27 protein-coding genes are annotated in these 26,586 nt (G+C 63.5%); 4 read left to right on the plus strand and 23 right to left on the minus strand.

All coding sequences use genetic code 11. The annotated features are described in order from the left end of the window. Positions 1-34: 34 nt before the first annotated feature. Positions 35-676, minus strand: a complete 642-nt coding sequence (locus PQV96_RS02920) for an NAD(P)-dependent oxidoreductase (RefSeq protein WP_273624506.1) — start codon at positions 674-676, stop codon at positions 35-37. Next, positions 621-800 (minus strand): hypothetical protein, encoded by a 180-nt coding sequence (locus PQV96_RS02925; RefSeq protein ID WP_273624507.1) that lies wholly within the window; start codon positions 798-800, stop codon positions 621-623. Before PQV96_RS02925 ends, PQV96_RS02920 begins: the two co-directional genes overlap by 56 nt. 17 nt (positions 801-817) lie before the next feature. On the opposite strand from PQV96_RS02925, the gene PQV96_RS02930 reads away from it, so the two are divergent. Beyond that, positions 818-1,720, plus strand: coding sequence for a LysR family transcriptional regulator (locus PQV96_RS02930; RefSeq protein WP_273624508.1), 903 nt, complete (start codon positions 818-820; stop codon positions 1,718-1,720). A gap of 50 nt (positions 1,721-1,770) precedes the next feature. Here the strand turns inward: PQV96_RS02930 and PQV96_RS02935 are convergent, their stop codons facing one another. From PQV96_RS02935 to flgB, 12 genes are all read right to left on the minus strand, one after another. Then, a complete protein-coding gene (locus tag PQV96_RS02935; RefSeq protein ID WP_273624509.1) occupies positions 1,771-3,009 on the minus strand; it encodes an HDOD domain-containing protein in 1,239 nt (412 codons plus the stop codon). 58 nt (positions 3,010-3,067) lie between these two features. Then, the gene (gene flgL / locus PQV96_RS02940; protein WP_066695819.1) at positions 3,068-4,438 is read right to left on the minus strand and encodes a flagellar hook-associated protein FlgL; all 1,371 of its coding nucleotides are present in this window, start codon (positions 4,436-4,438) and stop codon (positions 3,068-3,070) included. Between the two features lie 33 nt (positions 4,439-4,471). Next, positions 4,472-6,511, minus strand: a complete 2,040-nt coding sequence (gene flgK / locus PQV96_RS02945; protein WP_273624510.1) for a flagellar hook-associated protein FlgK — start codon at positions 6,509-6,511, stop codon at positions 4,472-4,474. A 17-nt stretch (positions 6,512-6,528) separates the two neighbouring features. After that, complete coding sequence (gene flgJ / locus PQV96_RS02950) at positions 6,529-7,449, minus strand: flagellar assembly peptidoglycan hydrolase FlgJ (RefSeq protein ID WP_273624511.1); 921 nt, start codon at positions 7,447-7,449, stop codon at positions 6,529-6,531. Between the two features lies 1 nt (position 7,450). Next, complete coding sequence (locus PQV96_RS02955) at positions 7,451-8,602, minus strand: flagellar basal body P-ring protein FlgI (RefSeq protein WP_066692912.1); 1,152 nt, start codon at positions 8,600-8,602, stop codon at positions 7,451-7,453. 288 nt (positions 8,603-8,890) lie between these two features. Next, positions 8,891-9,601 (minus strand): flagellar basal body L-ring protein FlgH, encoded by a 711-nt coding sequence (locus PQV96_RS02960; protein ID WP_207373452.1) that lies wholly within the window; start codon positions 9,599-9,601, stop codon positions 8,891-8,893. 51 nt (positions 9,602-9,652) lie between these two features. After that, a complete protein-coding gene (flgG, locus tag PQV96_RS02965) occupies positions 9,653-10,435 on the minus strand; it encodes a flagellar basal-body rod protein FlgG (RefSeq protein WP_066692915.1) in 783 nt (260 codons plus the stop codon). 45 nt (positions 10,436-10,480) lie between these two features. After that, the gene (locus PQV96_RS02970) at positions 10,481-11,221 is read right to left on the minus strand and encodes a flagellar basal body rod protein FlgF (RefSeq protein WP_273624512.1); all 741 of its coding nucleotides are present in this window, start codon (positions 11,219-11,221) and stop codon (positions 10,481-10,483) included. A gap of 194 nt (positions 11,222-11,415) precedes the next feature. Continuing rightward, positions 11,416-13,038: a flagellar hook protein FlgE gene (locus PQV96_RS02975; RefSeq protein ID WP_273624513.1), complete on the minus strand. Its 1,623-nt coding sequence runs from the start codon at positions 13,036-13,038 to the stop codon at positions 11,416-11,418. 54 nt (positions 13,039-13,092) lie between these two features. After that, positions 13,093-13,749: a flagellar hook assembly protein FlgD gene (locus PQV96_RS02980; protein WP_273624514.1), complete on the minus strand. Its 657-nt coding sequence runs from the start codon at positions 13,747-13,749 to the stop codon at positions 13,093-13,095. Positions 13,750-13,776: 27 nt separating this feature from the next. After that, positions 13,777-14,181: a flagellar basal body rod protein FlgC gene (gene flgC / locus PQV96_RS02985; RefSeq protein WP_273624515.1), complete on the minus strand. Its 405-nt coding sequence runs from the start codon at positions 14,179-14,181 to the stop codon at positions 13,777-13,779. 28 nt (positions 14,182-14,209) lie between these two features. Further along, a complete protein-coding gene (gene flgB / locus PQV96_RS02990; protein ID WP_066692927.1) occupies positions 14,210-14,674 on the minus strand; it encodes a flagellar basal body rod protein FlgB in 465 nt (154 codons plus the stop codon). Positions 14,675-14,973: 299 nt separating this feature from the next. On the opposite strand from flgB, the gene flgA reads away from it, so the two are divergent. From flgA to PQV96_RS03005, 3 genes are all read left to right on the plus strand, one after another. Next, entirely contained in the window at positions 14,974-15,699 is a 726-nt protein-coding gene (gene flgA / locus PQV96_RS02995; RefSeq protein ID WP_198846552.1) for a flagellar basal body P-ring formation chaperone FlgA, read from the plus strand. Positions 15,700-15,790: 91 nt separating this feature from the next. Continuing rightward, the gene (gene flgM, locus PQV96_RS03000; protein WP_198846551.1) at positions 15,791-16,111 is read left to right on the plus strand and encodes a flagellar biosynthesis anti-sigma factor FlgM; all 321 of its coding nucleotides are present in this window, start codon (positions 15,791-15,793) and stop codon (positions 16,109-16,111) included. 39 nt (positions 16,112-16,150) lie between these two features. Then, positions 16,151-16,534 carry a hypothetical protein gene (locus PQV96_RS03005; protein ID WP_273624516.1) on the plus strand — a complete coding sequence of 128 codons (384 nt, stop codon included), beginning with the start codon at positions 16,151-16,153 and terminating at the stop codon, positions 16,532-16,534. Positions 16,535-16,715: 181 nt separating this feature from the next. Here PQV96_RS03005 and PQV96_RS03010 read toward each other — a convergent pair whose 3' ends face one another. From PQV96_RS03010 to motB, 9 genes are all read right to left on the minus strand, one after another. Continuing rightward, the gene (locus PQV96_RS03010; RefSeq protein WP_273625218.1) at positions 16,716-17,432 is read right to left on the minus strand and encodes an RNA polymerase sigma factor FliA; all 717 of its coding nucleotides are present in this window, start codon (positions 17,430-17,432) and stop codon (positions 16,716-16,718) included. A 6-nt stretch (positions 17,433-17,438) separates the two neighbouring features. Then, the gene (locus PQV96_RS03015; RefSeq protein ID WP_273624517.1) at positions 17,439-18,236 is read right to left on the minus strand and encodes a hypothetical protein; all 798 of its coding nucleotides are present in this window, start codon (positions 18,234-18,236) and stop codon (positions 17,439-17,441) included. After that, a complete protein-coding gene (gene flhF / locus PQV96_RS03020; RefSeq protein WP_066692939.1) occupies positions 18,229-19,770 on the minus strand; it encodes a flagellar biosynthesis GTPase FlhF in 1,542 nt (513 codons plus the stop codon). The genes PQV96_RS03015 and flhF overlap by 8 nt, the downstream gene beginning before the upstream one ends. Beyond that, the gene (flhA, locus tag PQV96_RS03025; RefSeq protein ID WP_066692941.1) at positions 19,767-21,851 is read right to left on the minus strand and encodes a flagellar biosynthesis protein FlhA; all 2,085 of its coding nucleotides are present in this window, start codon (positions 21,849-21,851) and stop codon (positions 19,767-19,769) included. The genes flhF and flhA overlap by 4 nt, the downstream gene beginning before the upstream one ends. Next, positions 21,848-23,008, minus strand: coding sequence for an EscU/YscU/HrcU family type III secretion system export apparatus switch protein (locus PQV96_RS03030; RefSeq protein WP_207373429.1), 1,161 nt, complete (start codon positions 23,006-23,008; stop codon positions 21,848-21,850). The genes flhA and PQV96_RS03030 overlap by 4 nt, the downstream gene beginning before the upstream one ends. A gap of 84 nt (positions 23,009-23,092) precedes the next feature. After that, on the minus strand, positions 23,093-24,424 hold the full coding sequence (locus PQV96_RS03035) for an IS4 family transposase (RefSeq protein WP_125958944.1): 1,332 nt from the start codon (positions 24,422-24,424) through the stop codon (positions 23,093-23,095). A 145-nt stretch (positions 24,425-24,569) separates the two neighbouring features. Then, positions 24,570-25,193, minus strand: coding sequence for a protein phosphatase CheZ (locus tag PQV96_RS03040; protein ID WP_207373430.1), 624 nt, complete (start codon positions 25,191-25,193; stop codon positions 24,570-24,572). Positions 25,194-25,197: 4 nt separating this feature from the next. Further along, positions 25,198-25,584, minus strand: a complete 387-nt coding sequence (gene cheY / locus PQV96_RS03045) for a chemotaxis response regulator CheY (RefSeq protein WP_207373431.1) — start codon at positions 25,582-25,584, stop codon at positions 25,198-25,200. A 68-nt stretch (positions 25,585-25,652) separates the two neighbouring features. After that, positions 25,653-26,585, minus strand: coding sequence for a flagellar motor protein MotB (gene motB / locus PQV96_RS03050; protein WP_273624518.1), 933 nt, complete (start codon positions 26,583-26,585; stop codon positions 25,653-25,655). Between the last annotated feature and the right edge of the window lies 1 nt (position 26,586).

Raw genomic sequence — 26,586 nt, forward strand, 5'->3', positions numbered from 1 at the left:
GCAAGCAGCTATCAATAGCGTAGCAATTCAAGCATCAATACGCCACGGTGAAGCGCTGCTGCAGGTGGCGTGGAGCCTCCAGCTCGTCCACGATGGCCACTGCCAGATCAGCCACGCTGATCTTGCCGGGCTGGTCGCCGTTCATCAGGGGGGATTCCGTGCCCAGGCGGTAGTGGCCCGTGCGCTCGCCGGGCTCCAGCAGGATGGCGGGTGAGAGGAAGGTCCATTGCAGGGTGGATTCCTGGCGCAGCAGGTTCAGCGGTTCGCGGGCGGCCAGTGCGCCGTTTTTCCATTCGGCCGGGAACTGGGGGGTGTCCACCAGCTGCACGCCTGGCGCCACATACAGGCTGCCTGCGCCGCCCACCACCAGCAGGCGCTGAACGCCAGCGGCCTTGACGCCCGCCGTGATGGCGCGGCTGCCCCGCAGAAATTCGTCGTGCAGGTCGGGATGCGTCCAGCCTGGGTTGTAGGCGCTGGCCACCGCGTCCACCCCCCGGACGGCCTGGGCCACCTGCGCGGCGTCTGTTGCGTTTGCCTGCACCACGGTCAGGCCCTCGCGCAAAGGAAGCTTGGCCGGGTCGCGGGCCAGGGCCGTCACGCGGTGGCCGCGTTGCAGCAGTTCATTCAACAATGCGGTGCCTACAAAGCCGGTGGCGCCAATCAGTGCGATGTGCATGGCGTGTTCCTGCAAACAATGAAGATGCTGCAAGCTTATTTTTGATGCTGCGCTTGCGGTAGAGGGTTAAAAATGCTTTGTCTTTGAAGCGCTGCTTCAAAATCAAGCCTTTGAACAGGCTCACTGCGGCAGGAGGATGTGTTGGACGATCTCAAGCGGATGGCGGTGTTTGCCAGCGTGGTGCAGCATGGTTCGATGACGGGCGCGGGCCGGGTGCTGGGCATGAGCCCGTCAGCGGTCAGCCAGCAGGTGCGGCAACTGGAGCGGGAAGGGGGCGTGACGCTGCTGCACCGCTCCACCCGCAAACTGGCTTTGACCGAAGCAGGCCAGCGTTATCACGCCCAGTGCGCAGCCATGTGCGCGGCAGCCGAGCAGGCGCGGGCCGAGCTGGCGGCCGCGCGCGATGCGCCCAGTGGCGAGCTGCGCATGTCGGCCACCGTGGGCTTTGCGCGGCATGTCTCCCCGGCTCTGGGCGCGATGCTGGCGCAATACCCCTCGTTGCGGCTGCGGTTGCTGGTGGACGATGCTCCCATTGATCTCATCAACGCCCGGGTGGACCTGGCGGTGCGCTTTGGCCGCCTGGCCGATTCGACCTGGGCGGCACGCAGGCTGGGGGCGCTGGAATGGTGGCTGTGCGCCTCGCCCGGGTATCTGGACCGGCATGGCAACCCCGAAACGCCAGATGCCCTGCTGGCCCATGGCTGGCTGGGCTTTGCACGCGAAGGGGCGGGCCTGCTGCTGGACCTGAGGGGCCCCGAGGGCGCGGCCCGCAGCCTGCGGGTGGAGCCGCGCATTGTGAGCAACAACCAGTTGTCCATCCAGCAGATGTGCGAGGCAGGCCTGGGTGTGGCGCTGATGGGCAGCCTGGATGTGCAGGACGCGCTGGCATCAGGCCGCCTGGTGCGGCTGTTGCCGCAGTGGACCATGGGCACCCTGGATATCTGGGCTGTGACGCCCCAGCGGGATGCGCAGCCTGCCAAGGTGCGGCAGGCCATTGCGGCCTTGCAGCGCTATCTCGTCACCCAGCCGGGTGTGCTGGAGTAGTGGGTGCGGGCTGCGGGCAGATCGGTGCAGATCAGCCTGGGGCACACCCCTCAACGGGGAGGGGCCGGGCGTTCCACTTCCAGATCGGACAGCACCCGCAGCAGTGCGCGGTTGACCTCCTCCAGGTCCATCTCGTGCTCTTCGCACAGGCGGCGGATCACGCTGGCATCGTCGTTTTCCAGCGCGCAGGCCATTTGCAGGCTGGGTGCGTACGGGCCGGTGTGCAGCACCGTGGCGTCGTAAATGCGTTCCGACAGAGGGATGCGGCGCAGGATGGTGCCCAGGGGCTCGCGCAGCAGTTCATCCATTTGCGACAGCAGTGCGCACAGGTAAATTTCGCGCCGCAGTTCGTTTTCCACGCCGGGGTTGAGCAGCAGTGTGGTCAGGCGCGCACGCATCACCATGGACTCGCGGATGGGCTGCATGTTGGGCTCGGTGCTGGAGTGGGGCAGCTGGTCCGACAGCCAGCGCTTGATGGACTCGTACCCCATCATCACCATGCCCCGGCGCAGAGAGTCGATGCCGGTGCGCAGGCCCAGGGCTGCCGAGTTGGTGTAGATCATGAAGCGGTAGGACAGGATCGGGTCCTCGCTCATGATGTCTTCAAACGTCTCCAGCGACTGCTCGTTGTCGATGGCCTTCATCAGCCGGTGAATGACCGCGTGTGACGGCTGCTGCGGCGTGTGCCGCATGCTGTAGAGCACGTCTTCCGTGGGCCAGCCGGCCAGCGCCAGCGCGTTGTTGTCCAGGCAGTGCTCCATCAGGGCACGGCTGGCCACGTTCTCGTACATCTGCCCTGCCAGGATGGGGCTGATGTTGCGTGGTGGTAGCTTGGGGGCGCCGGGCTGTTGTGGTCCGCGCTGCAGAGCGGCAATCGCGTCTTCGGCGCGCAGGGTGAGCAGGCTGTTGTCAAAGCAGCGCGCCACTTCGGCGGGTGGCAGGTTGGCAATCTCGCCACGCCACACCAGCTTGAGCCCCCGCCGATGGGCTGCGCGCACCTGATTGAAGATGGTCGAATCGTTCAGCCAGTCGCCGCGCACTTCAATCCACGGGCTGCCGCGCGGCGCGCTTTCCAGCAGGCTGGAGAGCAGCTGGTGCGTTTGGGGCGAGATCAGCAGCGGCGGGGAACTGGCCGACCACAACTCTGCCAGTGTGCGCAGCAGGTGGCCTGCGTCTACCAGCAGGGAGGACTCGTTGTGCACATACAGCTGCACGCCAGCCAGCTTGCGGGCGCGGTTCCACAAGGGGCGGTAGCCGAGAATCAGACTGCCTAGGACGGATTGGACCATGTGCTCTCAGGCGGTGTGGCTGGCACCTGGGGCCCAGCGCGCTGCGCGGGACGGGACGCTAGCCGATGTAGTTGAACAGCGAAAGCTTCTGAACCGACGCATAGGCCTGCAGCGCGGCCTGGTAGCCCGTCTGCTGGTTCTGGAAGTCCGAAATGCCTTTGATCATATCCAGATCCTCGGCCCGCGAACGGTCGGATTCGAGCTGCACGGAGCGCTTTTCCTGGTCGCCGGTGATACGGTCTGCGCGGTTGAGCAGCTCGCCCGCGTAGCTGCGGATGTTGCTCATGCGCTCCAGCCCGATATCGACATTTGCCAGCGCCTGACTGATGGCCTGGGCCGCCACGTTGGAGTTGGGGGCCGCCTTGATCTCGGCAATGGCTTTGTCGATCACGCTGAACACACTGGCCTGGGGCGAAATTTTGATGGTGTCGCCGTTGGCGGGCGAGGGCGTGATGGTGCCGTCCACCGCTTTGGTGGGCAGCGTCGTGACTTTCATCGACATCCCTGGCGGCAGGCCGTTGATGTTGAATTCGCCTTTCTCGCCGATCTTGATCGGGGTGAGCGTTTGTTGCGCCGGGGGCACGAAGGCGGGGTCGGTGCTGGTGACGTTGTAGGTGGCAGACAGGGTGTTGGTGGCGGGGTCGAGCGTGACGGTTGAAAAGCTTACGCTGTAGGTGTAGGCCAGCCCCGTGACGGGGTTCTTGTTGAAGTTGGTGCCTTCAGCCACGGTGATGGCCGATGTGGTCAACGCACGGTTGGGCTGGCCCATGGCGGGCACGCTGGATGGGGGGGGGCCAGGCACGATGACGGTGCTGGGGCCCGGCGTGATTTCGGCGTGGAAGCTGCCGTCGCGCTCGGCATCGAACATGAAGGCAGAGTCACCGTCCAGCGTGTTGGGCAGCGTGACGCCATCACTGGCCGTTTGGCCTGCCTGTCCTGCAAACTTATAGTCCGGTATGCCATTGAGCGGCCCCATAAAAGGCGACTGCGCGCTGCCCAGTGCCCCCAGCAGCGGGATGCCGTTGGTGTCGGTGCGGTTGGCCACGGCGGTGAGTTGGTCGCGCAGGCTTTGCAACTGGTTGGCGATGGTGGCGCGCTCGCTGCTGCTGAGCGCGCCGTTGCCAGCATTCACCATGAGCTGGCGGGCTTCCTGCACCAGGCTGATGGCGTCGCCCATGGTGGATTCCGCCTGGGCAATCGCGTTGCGCTGGTTTTCCAGGGCGCGCTGCTCGGTCTGGATGCGGCTGATGCGGGTCAGTGCGCGTTCGGCCTGGGCGGCCGACACGGGGTCGTCGCTGGCACGCACTACCCGCTTGCCCGAGGTGAGGTTCTCCTGCAGGTTGACGAGCGAGGTCTGCCGCGCCGATACGTTGCGGATGGCGTTGTCATACATGTTGGCCGTGCCAACGCGGAAGATCGTATTGCTCATGTCAGACTCCTTCGGAGTGCATCAGAGGCGGCCTCATCGGCCCAGGTTCTGGATCAGCGTGTCAAAGACACTCTGCGCAATTTGCAGCATCTTGGCCGATGCCTGGTAGGCCTGCTGGTACTGCAGCAGCTTGGCGGCTTCTTCGTCCAGGTTCACGCCCGACACCGCCGTGCGATCGTTTTCCAGGTTCACCGCAATCGACTTTGACAGATCGGAGGCAAACAGCGCGCTCTGCGTGCGCGTGCCCACCTGGGCCATGGCGCTGGCGTAGCCGTCACTGAGGGTAGATTCGTCGAACATCTTCACATCGCGCAGGTTCATCAGCGCTGTGGCGTTGCCGGCGTTGCGGGTGTAGTTGTCGCCGTACTGGGCGTCTTTTGCGTTGCCGATGGTGACGGTGTCACCCGCCTTGGGGCTGCCCTTGAGGTTGATCGACCAGCCATCGATGTGGATGGATTGCCCCGAGGTGTAGGCGTACGGCGGCCCAGCCAGCAACTGGGGCGGGTTGGCCGCCATGTCGATGGGCGGATTGGCGTTGCCACTGAGCGTGAATTGCCCGCTGGCATTGAAGGTGAGCACCACGCCACCACCGGTGGTAGCGGGGGGCACCGGGCTGGGCGGCATCGACAGACCGCCGATGCCCGAGTTGACCGCCTGGCCCGTACCGCCATTCCAGGTGATGCCCGTGGCCTGCAGCCCGGCCAGTTGCAGCGTGCCGCTGTTGGACGTGCCCATGGCGGCATTGATCGGATTGGCTACCGCCAGATCGCGGGGCGAATACACCAGCGCCTTCATGTCGCTGGCCGCCGTACCGAAGGGCTTGAACAGCACGCGCTCGTTCGCAGTGCCCGTGGCGGTGAAGTTGAAAGTCAGCCCGTCGATCTGCGTGGTGGCCAGTGTGGCGATGTTGGTGAACGGCGTGGTCTCGCCGTCCGAAAGCCGCACCACCTGCCCGCCCACGCCGGTGGCATCAAAGCGCACTTCGTAGTCCGACGCTGCAAACTCGGTAGGCGAAAAACTGGCGGAGTTCGTGAAGCTGATGGAGCCCACGGCGGTGCCCAGTGTCAGGCCCGGCACGCTGGGGGTGGTGGCAAACAGGGGTTTGCCGGCCACGCCGTCCAGCGTCAGCCCCAGCGTCTGCTGGTAGTTCAGGGTGGTACCGATGGCCAGCGCCATGCGGCCCAGCAGGTTGCGCCCTTCGGCCAGATCGGTGTTGTTGAACCGGAGCAGGCCCGAGATGCTGCCGCCCCCGAGCATGTTTTCGTCCAGCTCAATCTTTGGAGAGCCTGGGCGGGTGAAGAGCAGCTTGACCTGCCCGCTGGACGGGAACGTGCCCGAGTCGCCCACCGCCACCTCGGTGGCCGTGGTGCCCAGCACCAGGGGCTGGCTTCCGCCGACGAACAGGCCAATGGTTCCGTCATCCGCCGGTATCTGCGTGGTTTGCACATACTGGTTGATTTCGCGGATGACCTGCTCGCGCTGGTCCAGCAGGTCGTTGGGGGTTTGCCCGTTGCCTGTGGCGCGTGCAATCTGCTCGTTGATCGCGGCCATCTGCTTGGCCAGGCTGTTGACGGTGTTGGCGCTGTTCTTCAGCTCCTCGGTCACCGTGTACTGGATCTCGTTGATGCGGTCGGCCGAGGTGCGCATGCGCGATGCGGTTTCGTCCATGCGGGTGAGCACCAGGGTGCGCGCCGACAGGTCGGTGGGGGCAGCCACCACGTCCGAGAACGCGTTCATCATGTCGTTGATGGCGGCGCCCAACCCCGTGGGGCCGCCGCTGAAGATCTCCTGCAGCTGGCTCAGCCGCTGCGCGCGCACCGTATCACCTGCGCTCACTGATCCCGCCGCTGCGGCCTGGCGGGTGAGCAATTCGCTCTGGTTGCGCAAGATGGTGCGCACATCCACCCCTTGCCCGATGTAGCCCGCGCCCGAGAATTGCCCCTGCACGGTTTGCAGTGCCACGGTCTGGCGCGAATACCCGGGGGTGTTGACGTTGGCAATGTTGTTGCCTGCCGTCTGCAAGGCCACCTGGTTGGCCATCAGGGCGCGAGCGCCGACGTTGAGCAGTCCCATGATTTACACCGCTTCCATCATGCTTGCGCCTTCTGGGCCCGCAGTGCGCTCTGGATGGCACCGCTGAGTTTTCTGGCGTATTCGGGGTCTGTGGCGTAGCCCGCCTTCTGCAGTTCGGCGGCATAGGCCACGGCAGAGCCAGTGCGGGCCGTGGCCTGGGCTTTTTCGTAGCGGGGGTTGTCGGTGATGAGCCGGGCGTAGTCGCGGAACGAATCTTCGTAAGAGTCGTAGGCGCGGAACTTGGCCACCACCTTGCGGGGCACGCCGTTGATGTATTCGGTGGTGGTGACCTCGGCCACCTTGCCCGTCCAGCCCTTGCCCGCCTTGATGCCGAACAGGTTGAACGAGGTGGAGCCGTCCTTGTTGCGGATTTCGCTGCGGCCCCAGCCGGTTTCGTGGCCCGCCTGGCCCAGCATGAAGCTGGCGGGAATGCCGCTTTCCTTGGCCACGGCTTCGGCCGTGCTGCTCAGGTGCTGCACAAAATCGTCGCGCCCCTTGGGGGCGGGCGTGGTGGTGTTGATGGGGCTGACTGCCCCCTTGGTGGCCACGCCAGCGCGGCCCGTGACTTGCGGCAGGCTCAGCGTGGAAGGCACCGAGAAGGTGGGCTCTGCCACACCCATCTGGCGCGAGAGTTGCCGTGCAATCGCCTCCGACAAGCCCCCAGGCTGCCCAGACATCTGCACCGACAGTTGCTGGTCCAGCATGTCGGTGCCCAGGTCACCCCCGGCGCTGTCGAGCAGGCCCGACTTCATGGTGGCTTCGCGCATGCTCTTGATCAGCTCGCGCATGAACAGCGACTCGAACTGCTTTGCGGCTTCCTTGGCCGCATCGGGGCTGTTTTGCCCCGCTTCCAGCTTGAGGTTGTTGAGCGAGCGCGTGTCCACCGCCAGCGCCTGGCGGGCGCTGCTGGGGGCGGACGAGGGCAGGGTCAGGGCCATGTCAGATCACCTCCAGCTCCGCGTTCAGTGCGCCAGCGGCCTTGATGGCCTGCAAGATGGCCAGCAGGTCCTGCGGCGTGGCGCCCAGCTGGTTCAGAGCACGCACCACATCGGCCAGTTGGGCCGAGGGCGGCATCTGGATGATGGTGCCGGGCTCCTGGTTGATGGTGATGTCGCTCTTTTGCGTGACCACCGTTTGCCCCTGCGACAGCGGATTGGGCTGGCTGATGACCGGGGTGGAACTGATGGTGATGGACAAGTTGCCGTGCGCAATGGCGCACGAGCCCAGCGTGACGGCCTGGTTGAGCACGATGGAGCCGGTGCGGGCGTTGATGACCACCTTGGCCGTGGGCACGCTGTTTTCCAGGGGCAGCTCTTCCAGGTCGGCAATGAAGCCGACGCGGGCGCCGGGGTCCTGCGGTGCGCGCACCTGCACGGTGCGGCCGTCAATGGCCGTGGCCAGGCCGTTGCCCAGCTTGGCGTTGATGGCCTGGGCCACCTTGCGGGCGGTCTGGAAGTCTGACGCGTTCAGGCCCAGGTTGATGGTGTCGCTGTCATGCAGTGGCGTGGGCACGGTGCGCTCCACCTGTGCGCCCTGCGGAATGCGGCCAGCCGCGAGGTGGTTGATCTGCACCTTGCTGCCGCCCGCCGCCGCCCCGGCGCCACCCACCACCAGGTTGCCCTGGGCCAGTGCGTAGACCTCGCCATCGGCACCGCGCAGCGGCGTGGTGATGAGGGTGCCGCCCTTGAGCGACTTGGAGTTGCCCATGGAAGAGACGTTCACGTCCAGCATCTGCCCCGGCTGCGCAAACGCGGGCAGTTGGGCGGTGACGATGACTGCGGCAACGTTCTTGAGCTGCAACTGCGAGGCCGTGCCCGGCGGCAGGGTGATGCCCATTTGCTGCAGGTAGTTGGACATGGCCTGCGTGGTGTAGGGCATCTGCGTGGTCTGGTCGCCTGTGCCGTCCAGCCCCACCACCAGGCCATAGCCGGTGAGCTGGTTGCTGCGCACGCCTTGCACGGCCGCCACTTCCTTGATGCGCAATGCGTGCGCTGCAGGTGATGCCGCCGCCAGCACTGCGGCCAGCAAGAGCCAGAGTGCGCGCAGGCTGCGCGACCAAACGGAGTGAGACGAGGCTTTCATGGCTTCCATTGTGGTCGGCCATGGCAAGAACTAAAACCCAAAAAGAAGCCGGTTCACCGGTCTATTGCCTCGGATGGCGCTGCGCTGCTGGCACGCGCCCAGCGCATGCCCTGCGCGGAGAATTTCAATAAAAATGCCACCTGGCGCTTATGTATCAAGCGCGGGCAGCTATCAAAATATGAGTGATTGGTGGGGCAGGTGCCAGCGGGGCGCGCGACCACCATGGTGTGCCGCACGCGGCCGCTGAGCCTTCATGCCGGCCACGTCAGCGCGCGAGGAGACCGAAGCAGGCCCCGTTCAGAACGGTGTGACCTTGTTGAAGAAGCGGCCCAGCCAGCCCATGGCCTGGGCTTCGCTTTGTGCGCCCCGGCCACGCGATTCCACGCGCACATTGGCCACCTGGGTGGAATTGATGACGCTGCCCGGCTGCATTGCGCGCGGGTCGATGGTGCCGGAGAACCGCAGCACGTCCACGTTCTGGTTTACGCCAATCTGCTTTTCGCCCGCCACCACCAGGTGCCCGTTGGGCAGCACGTCGATCACGGTGGCGGTGATGGAGCCCTGGAAGGTGTTGGCGCTTTCCGTGCCGCCCTTGCCCGAGAAGGTATTGCCCGAGCTGGCGCCCAGGCTGAGCTTGTCGGTGAGGGTGGCCTTGGCGAACGGCAAGGCCTTGACACCGCCGCTGACTTCGGAGTTGCGGTCTACTGTGGACGATGAAGCCTGCTTGGCGGTCACGGTTTCCACGATCTGGATGGTCACCAGATCACCCACCAGCCGCGCGCGCCGGTCTTCGAACGAAGGGCGGTAGCTGGCTGCGCTGTACAGGCTGCCGGTGGCGGGCGCAGGCGCAGCGCGGGGGGCGATGGTGAGCTGCGGCGGGGCGGTGGGCAAGAGATCCACCGGGGGCGGTGGCGACATGCTGGCGCAGCCGGTGGTCAGGGCCACCAGGGCGATGCTGGCGCTGACGGCCAGCGTTCTGCGTGCGGTGCCCTGGGTGCTGAGGGCCATCAGGGTGAATGCGGTGCGGTTCATGGCAGGCTTTCTTCAGGCGGCGCGGGCTCAGAGCTGGCTCAGCTTGGCCAGCATCTGGTCGGTGGTGGAGATGGCCTTGGAATTCATCTCGTAGGCGCGCTGCGTCTGGATCATGTTCACCAGCTCTTCCACCACGTTCACGTTGGAAGACTCCAGAAAGCCTTGCTTGATGATGCCCAGCCCGTTGGTGCCAGGCGTGCCCTGCTGGGGCTGGCCCGAGGCTGCAGATTCCTTGAACAGGTTCTGCCCGATGGGCTCCAGGCCGCCCGCATTCACAAAGCCCGACATGGCCAGGTTGCCCAGAGGCTGGGGCTGGGTGTTGCCCGGCACGGTGGCGCTCACCGCGCCGTCGTTGCTGATGCTGATGTTGGTGGCGTTGGGCGGAATGGTGATGCCGTTGGCCACGGGCAAGCCACCCGAGGTGACCAGGCGGCCCTGGGCGTCCACCTTGAAGGAGCCATCGCGGGTGTAGCCGATGGTGCCGTCGGGCATGGTCACTTCAAAGAAGCCGTTGCCGTTGATGGCCACGTCCAGACTGTTCTTTGACTCTTGCAGGCTGCCCTGCTCGAAGTTGCGGCCAATCGACACCGTGCGCGCGCCCAGGCCCATGTGCAGCCCGGTGGGCAGCTGGTTTTGCTCGGTGGCGGCAGCGCCCACCTGGCGGTAGTTCTGGTAGGCCAGGTCTTCCACGTTGGCAAAGTTGCGCTTGAAGCCGGTGGTGGAGACGTTGGACAGGTTGTGCGAATGCAGATCGATTTTGGTCTGCTGCACGGTCATGCCGGACTTGGCGGTGTAGAGAGCGGTGAACATGGCGTTTTCCTTGAAGGCGGTTCAGCGTGGGCGTGGGGCCGGCGGTCAGCCGTTGAGGCTGAGCAGCTGGGCGGCTGATTTGTCGTTGGTTTCGGCCGTTTGCAGAAGCCGCATCTGTTGTTCGAACTGGCGGGAGGCTGCGATCATGCCGACCATGCTCTCCACCGGGTTCACGTTGGAGCCTTCCAGCGCGCCGCTGAGCATGCGGGCTGCTGCATCGTTGGGCATGGGGTCGCCCGATGCGGTACGAAAAAGCCCATCGTCGCCGCGCTTGAGCGGGTCTTCCGCCGTGGGAGAAGCCAGCTTGAGCCGCCCCACCGCAGCGGGCGGCTGGCCTGCGGCCTTGGCGGTGATGGTGCCATCGGCACCCAGGGTCACTTCGGCGCCCTGGGGAATGTCGATGGGTGCGCCACCGTCAGACAGCACAGGCAGGCCCGAAGGCGTGACCAGCTGACCGGCGGCCGAGACGTTGAAGGAGCCCGCACGGGTGTAGGCCTCCAGGCCATCGAGCCCCTGCACGGCAAACCAGGCATTGCCCATGGCCATGGCGTCCAGGCTGCGCCCGCTGGTCTTGGCCGGGCCAGCGGTGTTGAGGTAACCCGACGTGGCTTCCAGCGCGAACACGCGGGTGGTGGAGCCGTCGCCCTGCATCGGCACCGAGCGGAAGGTGGACATCTCTGCCCGAAAGCCGTTGGTGGACGCATTGGCCAGGTTGTTGACCAGCACCGACTGCCGGTGGGCAGCGGCGTTGGCACCTGTCATGGTGGTGTAGATGATGCGGTCCATAACGCGATGTTCCTTTCAGTTCCCTGCGATCCCGCACGCCTTCCACTGCGCATGCAGCTGGCGCAGCCCAAGCCAGCGCAGCCGCGCAAGGGCCTGAGCCGGCCGCACCGCCCCGCCGCGCTGGGTGCGTCCCGCTCCCGTAGCGCGCAGCGCGTAGAGAGAGGGGGAAGGCGCGAAGCGACTCAGGGGGTGTCTCATCTCAAGTTCACCAGGGTGGACAGCACCTGGTCTTGCGTCTTGATGGTCTGTGCATTGGCTTGGTAGGCGCGCTGGGCGGTCATCATGTTGACCAGCTCTGCCGTCAGGTCCACGTTGGATTCTTCGAGCGCACCCGAGCGCAGCGAGCCGAAGTTGCCGTCGGTGGCGGTGCCCTTGACGGGTTGGCCCGACTCGAAAGTTTCCACCCAGTTGTTCCCGCCAATCGAGGCCAGCCCCTGGGTGTTGCGGAAACTGGCCAGCGCCAGCTGCCCTTCGGCACGGGTGACGCCGTTGGAGTAACGCGTCATGATCATGCCGTTGTTTTCGATGTTGATGCCCGTCAGCTGGCCAGACGTGTAGCCGTCCTGCGTCAAGTCTGAAACGGCGAACTTGGTGCCGAAATGGGTGACCTTGTTAAGGTCCAAAGTGACTGGGAAGGCGGACGGCGCCGGGTTGCTGCCCGCTGCATTGGGGCTGTTTGGGTTGCTAGGGCTTGGGTTCACCAGCAGGCTTAGCTCGTAGGACTGGTTGGTAGCCGGTGGTGGAGCTGGATTGGCAGCCGTCGGTGGGTTGGGGATGGGTGGAGTAAAGGTTCCCCCGGTAACGGGAACACCGGTCGCGTAGTCAACCAAGTTACTTTTCAGTCGTGCCGAAGCGACGAGCGTGTTAGCGGGCTTGTCGGAGTAGGTGAAGTCCCAAGCCGCCTTGGGGTCTGTAAAGGTCAGCTTGGTTTCGCGGATAGCAAAGACGCCTTTGTCGTCGGCGCCGTAGTACTTGTAGGTGAATTCTGTAGGGAAATCGTCTATCTGCGTTTTTGTCTTGTCTGCGTTGGGAATGGATGTTGCACTCGCGATCGGCTCGATCATGGCAACGGTATTTCCGTTCTCGCCAGCAATCATGCGGCCCGCGATCGATGGAACCGTTGCTGGCGAGGTGGTAAGGTCGTCCAGCTGGGTGTAGATGTCCCATGTGTTCGCACCGCTTTTCTCGAAGTACAGGTTCTGCGACGTCGCTACACCCTGGCTGTCATACACATTGATCGATGTGCCGTAGGTGGTGCGTGGCGTGGCGGGTACGGGTGGTGTGGCGGCCTGGTCGCCAGCGGCATTGGTGGCGCGCGCATCCAAGTTGAATGCGGCGCTGATCTTTTCGGTTTGCTTGGCGGGAATGGGCTGCGATGTGGGGAACACCATGGGCACGGGTTCCGTGCTGGTGCGCTGGCCTGTGACGGGGTTGACGGTGTAGCCCAGGATTTGGGCGCCATCGTTGGTGACCATGTTGCCCACCTTGTCGAGCTTGAAATTGCCCGCGCGGGTGTAGGCCTGGGTCTGGTCCGGCAGCTTCAGCATAAAGAAGCCATTGCCGTTGATGGCCACGTCCAGGTTATTGCCCGTGATGTTCAGATTGCCCTGGGTGAACTGCTGGGCTACGTTGGCCGTCTCCACCCCGATACCGGCGCTGGAGCCACCGGCCGAGCCGATGGCAGAAGCCACCATTTCCGCAAACTCCGCGCGCGAGGCCTTGAAGCCCACGGTGTTGGAGTTGGCGATGTTGTTGCCGATCACGTCCAGATTCTTGCTGGCGGCGTTCAGGCCGGAGAGGCCTTGTTGAAAACTCATGGTGTTCTCCTGGGAGGGCGGTGTGTTCGATGCGGTCGTGGGAAATGCCGGTCGTCAGACCATGGCCTTGATGTCGGTGTAGCGGATGGCCTGGCCGTTTGAGAGGTTCAGCATCAGCTGGCCGTCCTCGGCGCCTGCGGCGACCACCTTCGACAGGGCCAGCGAGGTGGTTCCCACCTGGGTGTTGCCGTTGAGTGCCGTGACCCGGAAGCGCAGCCCATCGGTAGAGCCCGCGTATTTGCTGCTGTCCCAGTTGAACAGGCGCCGGCCCGCGCCCTGGCCGCCCATGTCCACGGTGTCTACGACCTGGCCGTTGGCGTTGACGATCTCCACCTTCACACTGGTGGCGGCAGAGGCCAGCTCGAAGCCTCCCTTGCCCGTCTTGTCGTCAATGGTGACGGTAGAGCCTTCGGTCAATACACTGCGCCCCACCAGGGCGGTGCCCTGCATGACCTGCAGCGAATTGAACTGCGCGGCCATGCTGGCCATGGTCTGGTTCAGCTGCTGGATGCCGGTCACCGTGTTGATCTGCGCCATTTGCGATGTCATCTGGGCGTTGTCCAGAGGATTCATCGGGTCCTGGTTATTCAGCTGCGCCACCAGCAGTTTCAGAAACCGGTCCTGCGCGGCTGCGGGGTCGGTGTTGGCGTCAGAGGCCTTGGTGCTGCCCGTGGTGGTGCCAGCGGTGGCTTGGGTGGGGCTGATGATCATGCGGATCTCTCCTGGATGCCGGGTCGGTTACTGGCCAATTTGCAGGGTCTTGAGGAGCAGCGACTTGGCTGTGTTCATGACCTCGACGTTGTTCTGGTACGAGCGCGAGGCAGAAATCATGTTGACCATTTCTTCCACGGCGTTCACGTTGGAGTGGTTCACGTAGCCCTGCTCGTCGGCCAGGGGGTGCGCGGGGTCGTGCACCTTGCGTCCGGGCGCATCGCTTTCCTTGATGGACGACACACGCACGCCTGCGGCACTGTCGGTACCCATGGGTGTGGTCTGGAAAACCACTTGCCGGGCCTTGTAGGCCTTGCCGTCCGGGCCTGCCACGGCGTCTACGTTGGCCAGATTGCTGGCCACCACATTCAGGCGCTGCGACTGCGCGCTGATCGCGCTGCCAGACACATTGAAGATGGAGAACATGGACATGGTGTGCCTCGTTGGGTGGTGTTTGCGCTTACTGGCCCTGGATGGCGCTGAGCATGGTCTTGGCGTTGCCGTTGATGAAGCGCAGGGTGGCTTCGTAACGCACCGCGTTGTCCACAAAGTTCGCGCGCTCGCGGTCCAGATCCACCGAGTTGTTGTCTAGCGCAGGTTGGGTCTGCACGGCATAGCCGAGCTTGCCGGGGCCGCCCAGGGTGGAAGCCGAGCCCGAGCCGGTGGTGGTGGCGCGGAAATGCCGGGGGTCCGAGGTGGCGGTGCTGACTGCGGGCCCCTTGTCTCCGTTCAGAACGGACTTCACATCCGTGCCTGCAGGCGCTTTGGTGGCTTCGCGCAAGGTGCTGGCAAAGTCAAAGTCCCGCGCAACGTAGCCGGGGGTGTCTGCGTTGGCAATGTTGCTGGCAATGATGCGCTGGCGCTCGGCGCGCAAAATCAGCGCGTTGCCCTGAAAACCCAGCTGGTTGGTCATCTTGTCAAGCATGGTTGCCTCACATCCTGTATCGCTTGGCGCCTGGGCCCGGAGCGGGCTTTGGCGTGGTTCGATTATGGAAATGGCAGGTTTTTTCTAAAGCCCGAAGAACGCGGAAATGGCTGCGCAGTTTCGGGTTTTGCAGGTTGCGATGCCGTCCTATAGTGACGGCGTTGGAATGGGTCTGCGGCCCCTTGCCCGCCAAAGCCGCCCTCGATCTTGACTGCGTGATTGCCCCGGGCTTGGCTGCTGTCATCAAACCATTCCACCGCGGCGCAGCGGGTTGGCGCCATTACTGGAGAGTGCTCACCATGCCGTCCCTTTCATTTTTTCGTTGTGCTTGGCTGGCCCTGTCGGCTTTTGTCTTTGCGGGCGCCGCACAGGCGCAAGCTGTGGCCGATCCGGCCGCAGAGCTCGGCGCGCTCACCCAGCGCTGGCTGGACGACGCCCTGACCCGCAACCAGGCCCCCGGCGCCACGCTGCGCATGGAGGTGAGCGTGGGCACCCTGGACAGCCGCCTGCGCCTGGCCCCTTGCAGTCGTGTGGAACCCTATCTGCCTGCAGGCTCGCGCCTGTGGGGGCGCACCCGGTTGGGTTTGCGCTGCGTGGAGGGCAGTTCCGCCTGGAATGTGTTCCTGCCTGTCACCATCAAGGCCTGGGGTCCGGCCTGGGTGCTCACGGGCAATGTCGCCCCCGGCGCGGTGCTGACGGCCAACGATGCAGCCCAGGCGGAAGTCGACTGGGCCGCAGACGCTGCGCCGGTGCTGGCAAACCCAGAGGCGTGGCTGGGCCAAACGGCCACGCGCCAATTGATGGCCGGGCAGGCCTTGCGCCAGTCCATGGTCAAAGCCCCCAGCCTGTTCAAGGCCGGCGCCCAGGTGCGTGTGTCAGCCCAGGGCCCGGGTTATGCTGTGACCTCTGCAGGTCAAGCGCTGTCTGCCGGCTCTGTCGGGCAGACTGTGCGCGTGCGAATGGACAATGGTCGGATAGTGAGCGGCATTGTTTCCGAAGATGGAACGGTGACTATCACTCTTTGAGGATTTGCCCGCATAAACACCTAAAGTCCTGCGAAAACGGGTCGAAAACATTGCTACTGAGCCCCACATCACCGGGGTGGTGGAGAGAGCGATGAAGATAGGTCAAAAACCGGAACTCCCGGGCGCATTGGCGCAGACAGGGCTTGCCAAGCAAGCCAAAAGTCCAGCCCCAGCAGCCGAAGGGGTGGCGAAAGGCGCTGCAGCTGCGTCGGCCGCCGGTGTGCCTGTCACCGTGTCTGGCTCGGCCCGGGCACTGGAGCAGCCCGGCCGCACGTCCAGTGAATTTGATGCCAAGCGGGTCAGCGAAGTGCGCGCAGCGATTGGCAATGGCACGTTCAAGGTCAACGCAGAGGTGATTGCAGACAAAATGCTGTCCGGCGCCCAAGAAATCTTTTCCCGTTCGCGCGGCTGAGCACCAGATCCATCGGGCTTGGGCTAGCGCATCTCCACCATGTCGTTAGAAGAAGCCCTCACCGCTGTAGAGCAACACATTGAACAAGTTTCAGGGGCCTTGCTGTCCCTGGATGCCCCTGCGCTGGAGATCGCCAGCACTGCGCTGCGCGACGCAGCCGCTCGATTTACCTGGGTGCTGGAGCAATCCAAAGGCATTTCCGCCGCCCAACTTCCCCCTCAGTTTGAAAAACGGCTGGCCGCCATTGGCCAGCAACTGGCCGTCCAACGTGACAACCTGGCCCGTGTATCCGTGATCACCGACCGGCAAGTCGCCGTGGTGGTTCCCCAGGCGGGCAGTGCCCAGTCGGCCACCTACGGCAACCCCCAAGCTGGCCCGAGCAAGGCGGGCGCGGTGGCGCGAATCTACCGTTCGGCAGGCTGAGTTTCTTGCACGTGCGTTGCCTGTACTTCGCAGGCGTGGGTATCCCGTCCCTGGCGACCTGCAGTTGTGGCGCGCGGCGGGCCAATTTCAATTGGAATAGTTTGCTATAAAAACAATAGCTTCCAGCGCTTGCCTATCAAGCGCTAGAAGCTATTTTTATTGCAAACCCTGCGGGGTGGCGTCAGTGGCTGCGCATTTTGGCGCGCAGGCGTGCGATGGACTGGCTGTGCAGTTGGCACACGCGCGATTCGGTCACGCCGAGCACGGCGGCAATTTCCTTGAGGTTCATGTCGTGCTCGTAGTACATGCCCATGATGTATTGCTCCCGCTCGGGCAAGCTCTTGATGGCGTTGACGAGTGAGGCCCGCAGGCGCTGGTCGCGCAGCAGCTCTGCCGGGTCCGCCCCGGCGTCGGCAACGTGGCGGTCCAGTAAACCGTCTTCGTCGTCCCCGCCATGGGTCATGTCTTCCAGGTACACCAGTTGGGTGCCGCGCACTTTGCTCAGCAGGCTTTGGTACTCGGCCAGGCTCAGTTCCATCTCGGCGGCGATTTCTGATTCGAGCGGGCTGCGCCCCAGCTTTTGCTCCAGACGGTGCAATGCGTGCTCAATGTCTTTCTGGCTTTTGCGCGAACTGCGCGACATCCAGTCGCTCTCGCGCAACTCGTCGAGCATGGCCCCGCGGATGCGCTGGCTGGCGAAGGTTTCGAACTGCACTCCCTGGGCGGTTTCGTAGCGCGAGAGGGCTTCCGCCAGGCCCATCATGCCCACCTGGATCAGGTCGTCCAGCTCCACATTGGGAGGCAGCTTCGCAATCATGTGGTGCGCAATCCGTCGAACCAGCGGAACATGCTGGCGGATCAGCGCATCACGATCGAGCTGGCCTTTGGCGGTGTACATCACAGATCAGTGTCTCCGGATGGGTTGTGCAGATACTTCTGAAAAACCCTTCAAACTGCCCGAGGACAAGGTGCCCTGCGGCCCATGGATGGTGCCCGCGTTTTCCAGCAGTTGCAAGGCCAAGCGTTGAACGTCGTGGGGGTTATTGGCCGACACGGTGGCGGTGCGCACGCGCCCGCCCAGATGACGCTCGGCACAGTCCTGCAGCGTTTGCAAGGCTCCCAGCACTTTGCGTCGTTCGGCGGGTGTATCGGTTTGCAGCACAGACGCCACTGTACAGGGCAACCCCGTGTGCGTGGCGATGTGCTTGAGGCTTTTGTAGCAAGAGAGCACCCCGGCCGAACCACCCTCCATCACCGCCAGCGGAATGGTGCTGGTATGGGTGAGCAACGGTGCCAGCAGGCCCGCAGGCGCGTGCAGCACCAGCATGCCGTAGGCGCGGAAATAGGGCTGCAGGCTCTGCAAAGGCGGTGTGCCCTCGCTGTAGGCCTGGCGTTGCAGCTGGAGCATGCCCCGGGCTGCAGGCAGCACCGCCACCGAGGTGACCGATGCGCTGGCATTCAGCCCATCGTTCCAGGGGGCTTGCAGCAGATGGCTGAGGCCGGGGGATTCATCGGTTTCCAGCGCTGTGCCGTCCAGCACCGCCACCGGGTATCCCAGGCGCTGCAGGTTGGCGCAGATCTGCCAGAGCATTTCCAGGCCGCTGGAAGCACGCTCCTGGCTGGCCACCGCCAGCACACGCAACTGCGCCTGGGGTGTGAAGCTGTTCAGGCCCGCCGCTTGGTGAAAACCGGTATCAAGCATCAACCAGTCCTTTCTCGCTCAGGGCCTCAGGCGCGTTCGAGAAGTAGTAGTTCAGCTCCACCGACTTGGGGTCGAAAGCGGATTTGACGGGTGCACGCATGGATGCGCTGATGAGCTTGTGCGCCTCGGCGGCTTCCCAGTCTTCGGGTACGCGCTGGCCGTTGGTCACACCGCGCAACACCATCTGGTGGCGGATGAGGGCGTCGATAGAGGGGCCGAGCTTCACGGCTTCGTCCACCTTCGACAGGATGGCCTGCTGCGAGCCCGCGGTCTTGAACGAGGTCAGCACATCGTCCAGCGTGTCGCCGTGGCAGCCTGCATTGAGCACCAGCAGGCGGTTCACATGGGGCAAGTCCAGCACGTCCAGCATGCTGCGCTTGCGGGGGTCGCGTGGTGCCACGCCGGTGGTGTCGATCAACACCATCTTCTTGCCGCTGAGCAGACCCAGCAGGTCTTGCAGCGCGGCACGGTCATGGGCCAGGTGGGCCACGATGCCCAGCATGCGGCCATAGGTGCGCAGTTGTTCATGGGCACCCACGCGGTAGGTGTCCAGCGTGATCAGGCCCACGCTGCCAGGGCCGTGCACGCGGGCGCACAGTGCAGCCAGCTTGGCCGTGGTGGTGGTCTTGCCCACACCGGTGGAGCCCACCAGGGCAAAGATGCCGCCTTGCTCGTACAGCGGTACGTCGTGCTCGTCAGTCTTGAGGTTGCGCTCCAGCACTTCCATCAGCCAGCGCACGGAGTCACCGGCGGACAGGTCTTCGGGCAGACGTTCCAGCACGGCGCGCGCCAGGGCGGGCGAGTAACCTGCGCGAATCATCTTCAGCATCAGGTTGGACTGGATGGGGTTTTGCTTGGCCTGCCCCAGCCATGCCATGGTGTTGAAGCGGTCCTCAATCATCTCCTTCATGGCGTGCAGCTCGTTCATCAGGCTTTGCTGCTGGGCCATGGAGATGGCGGCCGCTGCGGGCTCGGCCTTGCGCCGTGGCGCGGGCTCGGGCAGGTCCATGGGGATGGAGCGCAGGGGGTTGTGGCGCACCACGGCAGGGGCAGCAGGGCGCTCGCGGGGGAAGTCACGGTCCTGGTCGCGGCTGCGCTCGGCAAAGGTGGGCGGCGTGGAGGGGCCGTTCATGGCTTCATGGCGGCGGCGCAGCATGCGCTCGCGCACGTAGTCCTGGAACGACAGTGTGCTCATTGCCAGCTGTTCGGTGTCTTCTTCCACCGGGTTGTGGCGGCTGGCGGGGGCCGCCATCTGTGTAGCGCGGGGTGCTGCACGGTGGTTGTTCTTGCCGCCGAGCCGGTCGTCATCGTGGGGGCGCGAATCCTGGAAATCGCGGCCACCTTGTGGTGTGGGGCTGCCCGAGCCTTGGGCCGCGCTGTCCAGCGCAGACAGGGTGTCTTCGGCGGTTGCCACCACTTCCACACCGTTGGCGGTGGGCCGGTTGGACAGGATGAGGGTGCCCTCGCCAAAGGCCATGCGCGCCTTGGCCAATGCCTCGCGCGAGGTGGGGGCGGTAAAGCGTTTGATGTTCATGCTGATGCACCTCTGAGAATGGGCCCAATCCGGATGGTGTGGGTCTCGGGAATTTCACTGTGCGCAAGCACCTGCAGGCGGGGGGCGACACGGCGCACCAGGCGGGAGATGGCATTGCGAATTTGGTCTGGCACCAGCAGGCAGGCGGGCAAACCCATTTCTTCCTGCTTCAGGGCCACTTCGGCGGCCTTCTGGGTCAGGATGTCGGCCACACCGGGGTCCAGCGCGGGACCAGCGGCATTGCCCAAGGCCTGTACCAAGAGGCGTTCCAGTCCAGGCTCGATGGCGATGACGTTGAGTTCGCGGGTGGGGCCGTAGATCTGCTGGACGATGGCGGGCGACAGTGCAATGCGCACGCGCCGTGCCAGCTCCACAGGGTCGGACACCGTACCAGCGTGCTCGGCCAGGGTTTCGATGATGGTGCGGATGTCGCGGATGTGCACAGACTCTTCCAGCAGCAGCTGGAGAACTTTCTGGAACGTTGCGATCGACACCATTTTCGGAACCACTTCTTCGATGAGCTTGGGGGCCAGCTTGCCTACGTGTTCCACCAGTTGCTGGGTTTCGGTGCGACTGAGGAGCTTGGCTGCCTGGACTTGCATCAAGTGTGACAAATGCGTCGCCATCACGGTTTCTGAATCAACGACGGTAAAACCCGCCATTTGTGCCGCTTCCTTTTGGCGATCGTCAATCCAGTGTGCTGGCAGGCCGAATGCAGGGTCGGTGGTGGGGGTGCCGATCAGGGGTGTGGTGATGCCGCCGGGGTTGATGGCCAGGAACATGCCGGGGAAGGCCTCGCCTTCGCCCACCACCACGCCGCGCAGGGTGATGCGGTAGGCGCTGGGCTTGAGTTCCAGGTTGTCGCGCACATGCACGGCAGGGGGCAGGAAACCCACTTCCTGCGCAAACTTGCGGCGCACGCCCTTGATGCGGGTGAGCAGGTCGCCCTGGCGGTTCTTGTCCACCAGCGAGATCAAACGGTAGCCCAGTTCCAGGCCCAGCAGGTCGATGGGCTGCAGGTCGTCCCAGGTGGCTTCGCCATCGGTTGTGGGTGGTGCGGGTGGGGCCTCGGGTTCGGCGGGGGCTTGCTGGCGCTGGTACAGCGTCCACGCGCCATAGCCAAACGCGGTGCCAATCACCAGAAACACGATGTGGGGCATGCCGGGAATCAGCCCCAGCATGATCAGAATGCCGGCCGTCACGCCCAGCACGCGGGGCGACATGAAGAGCTGCTGCACGATCTGGCGGCCCATGTCGTGCTCTTTGCCGACGCGCGACACCACCATGGCGGCGGCTACGGAAATCAGCAGGCCAGGAATCTGGGCAACCAGCGCATCACCGATGGCCAGCAGGATGTAGCTGTCGGCGGCTTCCTTGGCCGTGAGGCCGTGTTGCAGCACGCCAATGGTGAAGCCGCCCACGATGTTGATCAGCAAAATCAGGATACCGGCCACGGCATCGCCGCGCACGAACTTCGAGGCACCGTCCATGGAGCCGAAGAAGTTGGCTTCTTCTCCCACCTCAGCACGGCGGCGTTTGGCTTCTTTCTCGTCAATCAGGCCAGCATTCAAGTCCGCGTCCACAGCCATCTGTTTGCCTGGCATCGCATCCAGGGTGAAGCGCGCTGACACTTCGGCAATACGCTCGGCACCCTTGGTCACCACGATGAAGTTGATGACCACCAGGATGGCAAACACGATCAGACCCACGGCAAAGTTGCCACCGATCAGAAAGTGGCCAAAGGCCTCAATCACTGCGCCTGCTGCGCCAGGGCCGGTGTGACCTTCCAGCAGCACCACGCGGGTGGAAGCCACGTTGAGCGACAGGCGCATCAGCGTGGTCAGCAGCAGCACCGATGGGAAGGCTGCGAAGTCCAGCGGCCGGATCATGTAGGCCGCGACCATCATCACCATCAGGGCAACGGCGATGTTGAGGGTGAAGAAAGTGTCCAGCAGCCATGCGGGGATGGGCAGCACCATCAACGCCAGAATGGCCACGACCAGCAGGGGGGCAGACATGCCTTGCAGAACCGAGGTGTTCTTGCCCGCCCACAATTTCAGGTAGTTGACGGAGGTGTTCATGCAGATTCACCTTTGGCCTGGGCCGAAAGCTTGTTGTGTGGATCGAGTTCTGGCGGTACGTACGGTTCGACCAGCTCGCCGGGCATGCGGCCCTGGCCGCGCATGGCTGCCTTGAGCCGGTAAACATAGGCCAGCACCTGGGCTACCGCGGTGTACAGGGTGGCCGGAATGGGTTGGTCCAGCTCGGCGTGCGCATACAAGGCGCGCGCCAGCATGGGCGACTGCAGCACCGGGATGTCGTGGCCCTTGGCCAAATCGCGAATGCGCATGGCCACCAGGTCGGTGCCGCGCGAAATCACCTGGGGGGCTGACATGGTGGCTTCGTCGTACTTGAGTGCCACGGCATAGTGGGTAGGGTTCATCACCACAAAATCAGCCTTGGGCACAGCGCTCACGCTGGCTCGGTCGGCCAGCTCGCGTTGCTTTTGGCGGATGCGGCCTTTGGTGTGGGGGTCGCCTTCGGCTTCCTTGTGTTCTTTCTTGACTTCTTCGTGGGACATCTTGAGGCCCGATTTGAAGAAGAAGGCCTGCAGCGGAATGTCGATCAGTGCGGCCAGAAAGACCACCAGCAGCAGCATGCTGACCCCGGTGGTGAGCCATTCGGCCATGGCGCGAATGGCGCTGGTGGAAGGTTGCAATACCAGCATCGCAATGCTCTCGATGCTGTTGCCCATGTACTTCCAGGCCACAAAAGCCAGGATGGACGTCATGAGCACCATCTTGGCCACGTTGGCCAGTTGCTGCTTCGCAAACAGGTTGGTGAAGCCCGTGATGGGGTTCAGGCGGTTGAACTGCGGCGTGATGGGCTTGGTGCTGAAGATCCAGCCACCCGCGCCGATGGCGCTGATGACGGCTGCCATGCTGGTCAGCACGGCAAATACCACGCTGGCGACCAGCCCCACCATGACCACGGCTTGCATGCGTTCGAGCATGCTGCCCGGTGTCATGACCGTACGCGAGTCGAAAACGAGCTGTTGGCTCAGGGCCTTCTGCAGGTGATCCATGAGCGTGGGGGCCAGGACCAGAATGCTGGCAGCCCCCGCACCCAGGATGGCCAGGTGGGACAAGTCGCGCGAGCGCGCACCTTGGCCATCTTCGCGCGCTTGTTGTAGCTTGCGCTCCGTGGCGGGTAATTCTTTGTCTTGGCTGGAGTCCATGATGGCATGACGGCTGGGTCATGCCATTGTCGTAAGCAGCTCGGAAATCTAAAGGCGGAAAAGGGGCCGCTGGGGCAATGCCGCTCAGTTAAGTCTGAGCGGCATTTTTTTGACGGGATACTGGGTCTTGGTCATACGAACCTCACGCGGATACCGCCTGTGGGATCTGCGAGGCGGCAGCACGAAGCGGCGGATGTTCTTTCTCATGGCCGCAAGCTTGGCCGGGATGGCCCCAGGGGTGTGTGATCCTGAACTCCACAGCCACTCATCCACGATGTAGCGCAGCGCCGTGATGAAGCTGATGCGACAGGGCTGCACTTTGGCCTCGTCTGCGATGCGCGTGATCTCCAAGCGGATCAGGTTGTACATCAGCAAGGTTGCCCACAGCTCTTGCTTGACCCCATCGGGTTGCTGGCTGCGCAACGTCATCGCCTGGCCCAGCATGTCCGTCTTCATCTCTCCATAGGCCAGCTCAATCTCCCAGCGTTCGTGGTACAGCGCGAACACCTCCTCGGCCTTGTAGCGTGCCGGATCCATCAGGGACGTGAACAAGGTTCTGGGTTTGCCATCGAGTTCACGGGTGATGGCGCGCACCTCCCACGTGAGCGGCAAGCCGGGGTCTTTCTTGCGAGCTTGGGGCGAGACCTTCATGCGCAAGCTCACATCGCCAGGGCCATGCGTTTGCACCACCTCGCCCCTGAGTCCGGCACGCGCAGGGATCAGCCAGTGACGTCCCTGGCGGTGTTGCAGCGGCCACAGCAGACTTGCCGAGTAAAACCCTTTGTCCACAATCACCAGCGAGTCAGGCGGCAACTTCGGCCACAAGCGTTCAGCCAATGCGTACTCACTGGTGTCGTAGGCATCCAGGCTGGCATCTACCAATAAACGAGCTCTGGCATCGAGCAAGCAGGCCATGCGCACCAGGGGGAAGGGACTTTGGTGGTCTGCGTGGTTGCGCTGGCAACCAAAGTGCTGGCGGTTGTCTTGTGTGTCGGGGGTACGCCAGACCACGCCATCCAATGCGTACAGCGCCAAGCCTTGCCAGCGGTGGCGAGCGGCCTGCTGGTGCGCCCAATGGGCAGCAGTGTGGCGAAACAGCCATTGCAGGGGCTCACTGCCCAGCCGTTGGCGCGCCTGGCTCAGCGCGCTGGAGCTGATGGGTTCATTGTGCTGCCCAGGCAGTGCCAGCTCCAGTACCTCGGCCACGTTCACGATGGAGCGGTCTCTAAGCAAGGCCACACCCAATACCAGCCAAAGTGCCTGCTCCATGGGCAGTCGCCGCTTGCGCAGCGTGGCTACACCCGTCATCTGCAAGGCCTGTTCAATCCACTGCTGGGGTATGTTGCTTTGAACGACACCCCATTGTTCGGGGCTCGCAAACTCATGGGTATCGTTCAGGTACTCTTGCAGCAGCATTGGCTATCGCTTGACCTCTATGGCCAAAGCTCAATTGATCAAGCCTGCACTGTACAAACAACAAAGACCCCGAAGGGCCTTTGCTTAACTTACTGGCATTGGCCGCTGGGGCCCCTTATTCAGGCATCGCAGAATGCTGCCAGGATCAGAATCCCAAACTGGCGAGAAGATCGTCCACCTGGGATTGATCGGTCACGATGTCCGGGGTGTTTTCGGGATCCACCACCGGGCCTTGCAGCTTGGCTGGCTCTGGCGTGGGTACGGCGACCTGGGCATTTGCTGGGGCCGTCTGGATGAGTAGCTGTACCAGTTGATCTTCGATAGTTGCCGCCAGATTCACCACCCTGGCAATCACCTGGCCTGTCAGGTCATGGAAGTCCTGCGCCATCATGATTTCGGTCAGGTGAACGTCGGCTTCTTTCGTGACGCGTTCCACGTCGGTCAGGAAGTTGAAGATTTCACCCTTGGCAACCGCGGCGACCGGGTCTTTGACCAATGAATCCACCACACGCCGGGTTTCCGAGGCGATGAAGTCGTGCTGGGCCTTGGCTAGTTCCACCCGGCTGAGCACCTTTTCGGCGGCTTCGCCAGTCAACCGCGCAATGTAGGAAAGGCGGCTCTGGGCATCGGGCAACTCACCCATCGAGCCCCGCAGTTTTTCCGCAAAGCCCAGTTCGTTCAGCGCATCGTGGAGCTGCCGGGTCAGCTGTCCGATCTTGTGATGGATATCTGTTGCCGGCTCCGGTGGGGTGATTTCTGGCGTGTCCATGGCTTCACAGTCCCATTTTCTTGAGGATCAGCAGAACTTTTTCTTCCAGAGTGGCTTTGGTGAACGGCTTGACGATGTAGCCCGCAGCGCCCCCTTGGGCGGCGGCAACAATGTCTTCCTTGCGCGCCTCGGCGGTAACCATGAGAACCGGCAGGTGCTTGAGCTTGTCGTCTTTTTTGATTTCAGATAGCAGCTGAAAGCCATTCATGTTCGGCATGTTGATGTCGGTGACGACAAAATCAAATTTGCCATTGCGCAGCTTGTTGAGCGCAACGACGCCATCTTCTGCCTCATCAGCGTCTGCGAACCCGCTTTCCTTGAGCAGGTTGCGAACGATGCGGCGCATGGTGGAGAAGTCGTCAACGATAAGAAAGCGAAGGGCTGTGGTCACGTGGGACCCTTTCGGTCGAAATGTCTGATATTGTCAAGTGCGGCAGGTTTTGTGACAAGGTGTAACGTCTACCTGCCCTCCTCGGGATTTTCCTGCTTTTCCATCGACAGTTCAGTCGATGTTACGGTGGGAGTCCCTTTCCCCATGAGTCTTTCTTCAGCTTCACGGGTTAATACCGTGATGGTAATGCGGCGGTTGGCGGCAGACCGCGGGTTGCCTGGTTCTAGCGGATCGCTGGCTGCGAGCCCCACGACCCGTCCCAGTTTGGCATCTGGCATGCCGGCCGCCACCAGTTCCCGGCGGGTGGCATTGGCCCGGTCGGAAGACAATTCCCAGTTGCTGTAGCCACGGTCGCTGTTGCTGTAGGGCACGGCATCGGTGTGACCGGCAAGGCTCACGCGGTTTTCCACACCGTTGAGGGCCGCACCAATTTCCCGAAGAATGTCGCGCATGTAAGGCTTGACCATGGCGCTGCCGCTGTCGAACATCGGGCGGTTTTGATCGTCCACGATCTGAATTTGCAGGCCATCCGGCGTCACATCGATGCGAATTTGCGACTTGTATTCGTTCAGGCGCGGGTTTTCCGTGATCAGCGCGTCGATTTTGGCTTGTAGTGTCTTGATGCGCTGGGCATCTTGCTTGGCGCGCTCGGCTCTGGCGGTGTCAATGCTCTGGCGGCGCGCTTTTTCCGAATCTGTATCAGAGCGCCGCACCTGCCCGTGCGCTTTCGAAAGGTCGTTGCCCCCACCCGGGATGACGCTGGAGCTGTTGCCCGAACCATCTCCACCGGCCATGGCCACTTTGAGTGGAGAACTGAAATAGTCTGAAATGCCCTGCAGCTCACCCTTGGCGGTAGAGCCCAGCAGCCACATCAGCAGAAAGAAGGCCATCATGGCCGTCACAAAGTCGGCGTAGGCGATCTTCCACGCGCCGCCGTGGGCGGCATGGCCGCCCTTCTTGACGCGCTTGATGATGATGGGTTGAAGTTTCTTCTCTGCCACA

Source organism: Acidovorax temperans (genome assembly GCF_028596105.1).
Lineage (GTDB): Bacteria > Pseudomonadota > Gammaproteobacteria > Burkholderiales > Burkholderiaceae_C > Acidovorax > Acidovorax temperans.